The organism is Endozoicomonas sp. SESOKO4 (assembly GCF_024606275.1).
In genome coordinates this window covers 1-1,134 of the sequence record NZ_JAHHPS010000067.1, presented here as the reverse complement: position 1 = coordinate 1,134, position 1,134 = coordinate 1, and the positions used below count along the sequence as shown (strand labels likewise).

At 49.9% G+C, this 1,134-nt stretch carries 1 protein-coding gene and 1 pseudogene; both read right to left on the bottom strand.

The window, feature by feature from the left end:
• Window positions 1-466: 16S rRNA (adenine(1518)-N(6)/adenine(1519)-N(6))-dimethyltransferase RsmA (gene rsmA / locus KDK16_RS01175; protein WP_257274306.1), on the bottom strand; the 466-nt coding region annotated here is incomplete at its 3' end.
• A 63-nt stretch (window positions 467-529) separates the two neighbouring features.
• Window positions 530-1,078 (bottom strand): annotated as a pseudogene (pdxA, locus tag KDK16_RS01170) (4-hydroxythreonine-4-phosphate dehydrogenase PdxA); the annotation flags it as partial.
• Window positions 1,079-1,134 lie beyond the last annotated feature (56 nt).

Here is a 1,134-nt window from a genome sequence, read left to right as displayed (position 1 = left end):
ACCCATAGTGCTTTTCACCGGGCTGGGCTGCAAGTCTTTCCACAACCTCTTTCTGTAACATGAAATACATGTCGCTGATCTGTCCCTGAAACTCTAGCAGGTGGAAAATCAGGGGAGTGGATATATTGTAGGGCAGGTTGCCTACCAGCCTCAGTGTTTCGCCTTCTCTAATAAGAGAGGAGAAATTGAACTTGAGTGCGTCTCCTTCGTGAATTCTGAACTCAGGATTCAGGCCAAATCTGAGCTTCAGGGTCGGGATAAGATCCCTGTCGAGTTCAACTACATCCAGCTGCCCGGCAGCGTCCAGCAGAAACTCGGTCAGTGCACCCTGACCCGGGCCAATTTCCACAATGCGGTCGCCTGCCCTTGGGTGTATGGAACGGATAATCCGTTGAATGACACCGTGATCGTGCAGAAAGTTCTGACCAAATCGTTTACGGGCCTTGTGGTAGGGAATTTCAGCCATGCTTTTGACAAACTTAACGAGCAATAGAGGGGGCGCTATGATAGCGGCAGACAACCCTTTTGGCTACCGAACCATATCGAGAGCATAACGAACAGCAGCAAACAGGCTTCCCGAATCGGCTTTTCCTGTGCTTGCCAGATCCAATGCTGTGCCATGATCAACAGAAGTGCGAATGATTGGAAGTCCCAGGGTAATGTTGACGGCATTGCCAAAACCTTTGTACTTCAGAACTGGCAGACCCTGATCATGATACATGGCCAGAATGGCGTCAGCAGTCTCAAGATATTTGGGGTTAAAGAGCGTGTCTGCAGGCAGAGGGCCTACCAGATTTATACCTTCACTGTTTAACTTCTCGAGTACTGGAATAATGGTTTCTATCTCTTCCATGCCAAGGTGACCCCCTTCTCCAGCATGGGGGTTAAGACCGCAGACCAGAATTCTGGGATTCTCGATCGCAAATTTTGTCACCATATCCCTGTGGAGAATTTTGATGACTCCTTCCAGAGAGGATCGCGTGATAGCAGATGAAACGTCCTTAAGTGGCAGGTGGGTGGTGGCCAGTGCGACCCTCAGGCCTTCTGTTGCCAGCATCATAACGACTTGTTGAGTGTTGCAGAAAGAGGTTGTGGAAAGACTTGCAGCCCAGCCCGGTGAAAAGCACTATGGGT